Origin of the sequence: Emticicia sp. BO119, from assembly GCF_013912375.1 — a bacterium.
GTDB lineage: Bacteria > Bacteroidota > Bacteroidia > Cytophagales > Spirosomataceae > Emticicia.
The window spans coordinates 105,090-111,908 of record NZ_JACETV010000012.1; the positions used below are offsets into that span (position 1 = coordinate 105,090).

The window sequence follows — 6,819 nt, forward strand, 5'->3', positions numbered from 1 at the left end:
ATATGCCAATTATTATAAATGTAGATGTGATGCTTGCCAAACGCAAGATGCAAAGTAAAGAGTTGGCAGAAAAAATAGGAATTACCACCGTCAATTTATCAATTCTAAAGACTGGTAAAGCCAAAGGTATCCGCTTTGATACCCTTGAAGCTATTTGTAAGGTATTGAACTGCCAGCCTGGGGATGTTTTGGAGTATGTTGAGGAGGAGTGAGAGAGAAAAACTTGAGAACAAAAGTATGAAAGGGGATTAATTTATACATAGAACCTGTTTAAACTTATTTCTTTTGGCTCATCTGATTAAAAAATTGCCGCAATGGCGGACCGTGCATTCTCGCTATAAAATAAAAAGTTTAAACAGGTTCATAAAGATAAATAGATTTATAGGTTGGGTACTTACTGGTGAAGAAGTTATAGATGATTAACTACGGGGATATTCTGAACAATGAAATTAAAGGAAGAAAAGTTATTTATACGAATAAAGAGAAATTATCAACTCTATATATTAGCTAATCGGTTTCTTTTACTCCTATTTTTAAAAATGAGAGCTGCTGAATTGATATTCGTCGAATCAAATGCTTTTAACCTCAACTATCGTTCTACCTTAAAAACTGCCAATGGCAGTAGGTGATTTTCTGCAAAATTTATTAAAATTACTGATAAGTGTTGTTTGTGAATAAATGAATAGTTCATCATTTGAATTACCCTGAAAACTAAAAGCCCTTAGCGCCGTACTCTTCGTATCATTGTAGTTTAACAGGAAAAGTACTGTTTTGTATCATTTAGGTTCAAAATGAGGAAAAGAATGTTCAAAATGCGCTAACACAAAAGGCGATTGCTGCACTACTTTTGAGCTTGTCAAAAAAATCAACTACCATGAATAACGAACTTCTCATTCCGTTTGGAGGGCGACTAAAAATTGACCCTACGACTGTTTTGCTTTTGAAGGCAGACATCAATTATACGCAAGTGTATCTGGAAGATGGCAGCACAGTTTTGTCATCAGTTACGCTTGGTACACTTGCCAAACGCCTGCAACAATTTCCTTTTTTCAGGCCTAACCGTTCGGTTCTTATTAATCTTAGTTATATAGTGGGTTACGAACAGTCCTCATCACAGATAAAAATGGGAAACAACGAGATATATAAAATATCAAGAAGGAGAACGAAGCATTTCCAAAGGCTTTCAGGCCAAAGTGCTATTAGAGCAACCAAAGAACTTTCATGGTAGAAAGATAAAAAGTTGGAGAGGGTTTCTGATCAGAAACTCTTCTCTGCTTTTTGAGAACTATCATGCCCCTTAACCCAAAAATTTCTACCAGCATACAAAACATGTCTATCTCATCACTAAACAATCTGCCTCTACCGACGAGCAGGTGTTGTAATAATATTAGCTCACTTAATGTTCAAATAATGTCAACTTCTGGATGAATGTTTTTTTTGGATGAAGAACGATTATTTGCTATGTATGTGAGATTTCTCGTATATTGATTATATATTACCAAAGGTTTTGTAAGTAAAGGTAACCAATCATATATTTTTACTTAAAAGTGAAGTAACTATAAAGTAATATCAAAAGCCTGAAACTGATGAAAGAAGTTTCATTCTGTATTAATTCTGTATATCTCAATCTGCCTGCTTTGATTTTTTGATAAGCCATCTCCACAAAACATTTAAATTAATATAACCTATTAAAAATCTCACAATAGAATTATTTAAACGTGCAAAAATTTAAGAACCTTCAACGAATTGAATACAATTCATTGAATAGGTAAGCTGTAGTTTAAAAAAATTAACTCATAAAAGTAAAGCCATTTTCTATACCATTAAATATTGATGATTATGAAAACATTTATACAATTCGGTGTAGTCAGATTCTTCGGTACATTATTAACTATTATTTTTATTCAAAATTATTCAGAAGCGCAAACTACTCTACAATCCGGTACAATTAGTGGAGTAACCCTTATCCCGTTTACAGTGCCTACCTGTTTTGGCAACTCCTCTACCTCTACAACATTATGCGGAGGTGGGACGACTGTTACTTTTGAATTTACACATACCCAAATAAGTTCGTGTCCAAACTCTGGTCTGATTGCTTCTCCAGGATCTGTAGCTTATGGGGGACCAGGTACTTCTGCAACGTTTACCTACTATCATACACTCAGTTATTCTTCAAGCAATGAGAATCAACATCTGGTTTTCAGTGCTCCGATAACGCGCTTTCAGTTTTCAGTAGCCGGGCCAAATGGATCAGGAGAGATATTTAAGCTTGAAACTTATCTTGGTGCTACACTCGTTGGAACCCATACATTTGCTACTCCGGGAGTAGGGTTAAAAAATACCTTTAATATAAGTGGGGATAGCTTTGATAGAATAGAATTTATTGAAATTAATAATATAAGTGCAGATGACGAACTGTTCGGTGATTTTATGGCAGATAATCCAAATCCTGATATTACTTATTCAACTTCAGAGGCCGGACCTGACCAGACTTTATGTCTTTCTTCTGCGCCTGCGGTTTTAGCGGCAAATGCTGTTGCAACCGGAAGCTGGTCTGTTTTTAGTGGCCCTTCAACAAGTAATAGTCAGTTCAGTAGTATCACTTCAGAAACCGCCACCTTTACACCTTCTGGTGGAGCAGGAACTTATGTATTAGTCTGGACAGTTACTAACGTTCCTTGTAGTCCGTCAACCGACACCGTAAATGTAACCTTTACACTCAATCCAACTGCTACCTTTTCTTACACTGGAAGCCCGTTTTGTAAAACAGCAGATCCTCCAGAAGTAACATTGGATGGCACAACAGGAGGAACTTTCACTTCTGCGCCTTCCGGTCTGACAATCAATAGTTCATCAGGACAGATAACACCGGGTAGTAGTACATCAGGGACTTATACAGTGACTTATACAATAGCTGCCAGTGGAGGCTGTGCTTCTGCTACTGCTACTACCAGTGTAACGATTACGGATAGCCCAAACGCAACGATTAGTTATGTAGGAACACCTTATTGTAAAACAGCGAGTGCATCCAATGTAACCTTGACAGGAACTTCTGGAGGTACTTTTACTTCTGCCCCCTCAGGTCTGACAATCAATAGTTCATCAGGACAGATAACCCCGGGAAGTAGTACATCAGGGACTTATACAGTAACCTATACGATAGCTGCCAGCGGGGGATGTGCTTCTGCTACTGCAACTACGAGTGTGACCATTACTAATGCGCCAAGTGCAACGATTAGTTATTCAGGAACCCCTTATTGTAAAACAGCGAGTGCATCCAATGTAACATTCACAGGAACTTCTGGGGGAACCTTTACTTCTGCGCCTTCCGGTCTGACAATCAATAGTTCATCAGGACAGATAACACCGGGTAGTAGTACATCAGGGACTTATACAGTGACTTATACGATAGCAGCCAGTGGAGGCTGTGCTTCTGCTACGGCAACCACCAGTGTAACGATTACGGATAGTCCAAGCGCAACGATTAGTTATGTAGGAACACCTTATTGTAAAACAGCGAGTGCATCCAATGTAACCTTGACAGGAACTTCTGGAGGTACTTTTACTTCTGCCCCCTCAGGTCTGACAATCAATAGTTCATCAGGACAGATTACCCCTGGAAGTAGTACATCAGGGACTTATACAGTAGCTTATACAATAGCTGCCAGTGGAGGCTGTGCTTCTGCGACTGCTACTACCAGTGTAACGATTACAGATAGCCCAAGTGCAACGATTAGTTATACAGGCACGCCATACTGTAAAACGGCGAGTGCTTCCAATGTGACTTTGACAGGCTCTTCTGGGGGTACTTTTACTTCTGCTCCCTCAGGTCTGACAATTAATAGTTCATCGGGACAGATTACCCCAGGAAGTAGTACAGCAGGGACTTATACAGTAACCTATATGATAGCTGCCAGTGGAGGCTGTGCTTCTGCTACGGCCACCACCAGTGTAACGATTACGGATAGTCCAAGTGCTACAATTAGTTATGCCGGCACGCCTTATTGTAAATCAGCCAGCCCTTCGAATGTGACTTTGACAGGAACTTCTGGGGGTACTTTCACTTCAGCGCCCTCTGGTCTGACAATCAATAATTCATCGGGACAGATTACACCAAATAGCAGTACATCAGGGACTTATACTGTTACCTATACGATAGCTGCCAGTGGAGGCTGTGCTTCTGCTACGGCCACCACCAGTGTAACGATTACAGATAGTCCAAGTGCAACGATTGGTTATGCCGGCACACCTTATTGTAAATCAGCGAGTCCGGCCAACGTAACCTTAACAGGAACTTCGGGAGGAACTTTTACTGCTTCCCCTGTAGGTTTAAATCTGAACAGTTCATCAGGACAGATAACACCGGGAAGTAGTACATCAGGGACTTATACAGTAACCTATACGATAGCTGCCAGTGGGGGATGTGCCTCTGCTACGGCAACCATCAGTGTAACCATTACGGATAGCCCGAGTGCAACGATTAGTTATGCCGGAACTCCTTATTGTAAATCAGCCAGCCCTGCGAATGTAACCTTAACAGGAACTTCAGGAGGGACCTTTACAGCTTCTCCTGTTGGATTGAGTCTGAACAGTTCTTCGGGACAAATTACCCCGGGAAGTAGTACGGCAGGAACTTATACGGTTACCTACACCATAGCAGCCAGTGGAGGATGTGCTTCAGCGACTGCTACCACCAGTGTAACGATTACAGATAGTCCAAGTGCAACGATTGGTTATGCCGGCACGCCTTATTGTAAATCAGCGAGTCCGGCCAATGTAACTTTGACAGGCTCTTCTGGCGGAACTTTTACTGCTTCCCCTGTAGGATTGAGTCTGAACAGTTCATCGGGACAGATTACCCCCAGTAGTAGTACGTCAGGGACTTATACGGTTACCTACATCATAGCTGCCAGTGGAGGATGTGCTTCTGCGACTGCTACTACCAGTGTAACGATTACTAATGCGCCAAGTGCAACAATTAGTTATACAGGCACGCCTTATTGTAAAACAGCCAGCCCTGCGAATGTTACTTTGACAGGAACTTCTGGGGGTACTTTCACTTCTGCTCCCTCTGGCCTGACAATCAATAATTCATCAGGACAGATTACCCCAAACAGCAGTACAGCCAATACTTATACAGTTACTTATACGATAGCTGCCAGTGGGGGCTGTGCTTCAGCTACTGCTACTACGAGTGTAACGATTACAGATAGTCCAAGTGCTACAATTAGTTATGCCGGAACCCCTTATTGTAAGACAGCCAGCCCTGCGAAAGTTACTTTGACAGGAACTTCTGGGGGTACTTTCACTTCTGCTCCCTCTGGTCTGACAATCAACAGTTCATCAGGACAGATCACACCAAATAGCAGTACATCGGGAACTTATACAGTTACTTATACGATAGCTGCCAGTGGGGGCTGTGCTTCAGCTACAGCAACCACCAGTGTAACGATTACGGATAGTCCCTCAGCCAGTATCAGCTATGCCGGCACGCCTTACTGTAAAACAGCGAGTCCTGCGAATGTAACCTTAACAGGAACTTCTGGGGGTACTTTCACTTCTGCTCCCTCAGGTTTAACAATCAATAATTCAACGGGACAGATAACTCCGGGCAGCAGTACGGCAGGAACCTATACAGTGACCTATACGATAGCAGCCAGTGGAGGCTGTGCTTCAGCTACGGCTACCACCAGTGTAACGATTACAGATAGTCCAAGTGCTACAATTAGTTATGCCGGAACCCCTTATTGTAAGACAGCCAGCCCTGCGAATGTAACCTTGACAGGAACTTCGGGAGGAACTTTTACGGCTTCTCCTGTAGGATTGAGTCTGAACAGTTCTTCGGGACAGATTACTCCCAATAGCAGTACGGCAGGAACTTATACGGTTACCTACACCATAGCTGCCAGTGGGGGATGTGCCTCTGCGACTGCTACCACCCGTGTAACCATTACGGATAGCCCGAGTGCAACGATTGGTTATGCCGGCACGCCTTATTGTAAATCAGCGAGTCCGGCCAATGTAACCTTAACAGGTTCTTCTGGGGGTACTTTTACAGCTTCTCCTGTAGGATTGAGTCTGAACAGTTCATCGGGGCAAATTACCCCGGGAAGTAGTACGGCAGGAACCTATACAGTGACCTATACGATAGCTGCCAGTGGAGGATGTGCTTCAGCTACTGCCACCACCAGTGTAACGATTACGGATAGCCCCTCAGCCGGTATCAGCTATGCAGGTACGCCATACTGTAAAACAGCGAGTGCTTCCAATGTGACTTTGACAGGAACTTCTGGGGGTACTTTCACTTCTGCTCCCTCAGGTCTGACAATCAATAGTTCATCGGGGCAGATTACCCCAAATAGCAGTACATCGGGAACTTATACAGTTACTTATACGATAGCTGCCAGTGGGGGCTGTGCTTCAGCTACTGCTACTACGAGTGTAACGATTACAGATAGTCCAAGTGCTACAATTAGTTATGCCGGAACCCCTTATTGTAAGACAGCCAGCCCTGCGAATGTAACCTTGACAGGAACTTCGGGAGGAGCCTTTACGGCTTCTCCTGTAGGATTGAGTCTGAACAGTTCTTCGGGACAAATTACCCCGGGAAGTAGTTCGGCAGGTGCTTATACAGTGACTTATACGATAGCTGCCAGTGGAGGATGTGCTTCAGCGACTGCTACCACCAGTGTAACAATTACAGATAGTCCAAGTGCTACAATTAGTTATGGGGGAACACCTTATTGTAAATCAGCGAGTCCGGCCAATGTAACCTTAACAGGAACTTCGGGAGGGACCTTTACTTCAGCGCCCTCTGGT

General features: G+C 42.8%; 3 protein-coding genes. All 3 read left to right on the forward strand.

Annotated features, from left to right (window positions below):
* Positions 1-2: 2 nt before the first annotated feature.
* A complete protein-coding gene (locus H1R81_RS25905; protein ID WP_181843664.1) occupies positions 3-212 on the forward strand; it encodes a helix-turn-helix transcriptional regulator in 210 nt (69 codons plus the stop codon).
* Between the two features lie 662 nt (positions 213-874).
* Positions 875-1,228, forward strand: coding sequence for a LytTR family DNA-binding domain-containing protein (locus H1R81_RS25910; RefSeq protein WP_181843665.1), 354 nt, complete (start codon positions 875-877; stop codon positions 1,226-1,228).
* A gap of 611 nt (positions 1,229-1,839) precedes the next feature.
* A partial coding sequence (locus H1R81_RS25915) for a hypothetical protein (protein ID WP_220275318.1) occupies positions 1,840-6,819 on the forward strand: 4,980 nt, incomplete at its 3' end.

What these genes read in the sequence shown, in the direction of transcription:
- H1R81_RS25905 (WP_181843664.1), top strand. Translation starts at nt 3, where the DNA reads ATGCCAATTATTATAAATGTAGATGTGATGCTTGCCAAACGCAAGATG.
- H1R81_RS25910 (WP_181843665.1), top strand. Translation starts at nt 875, where the DNA reads ATGAATAACGAACTTCTCATTCCGTTTGGAGGGCGACTAAAAATTGAC.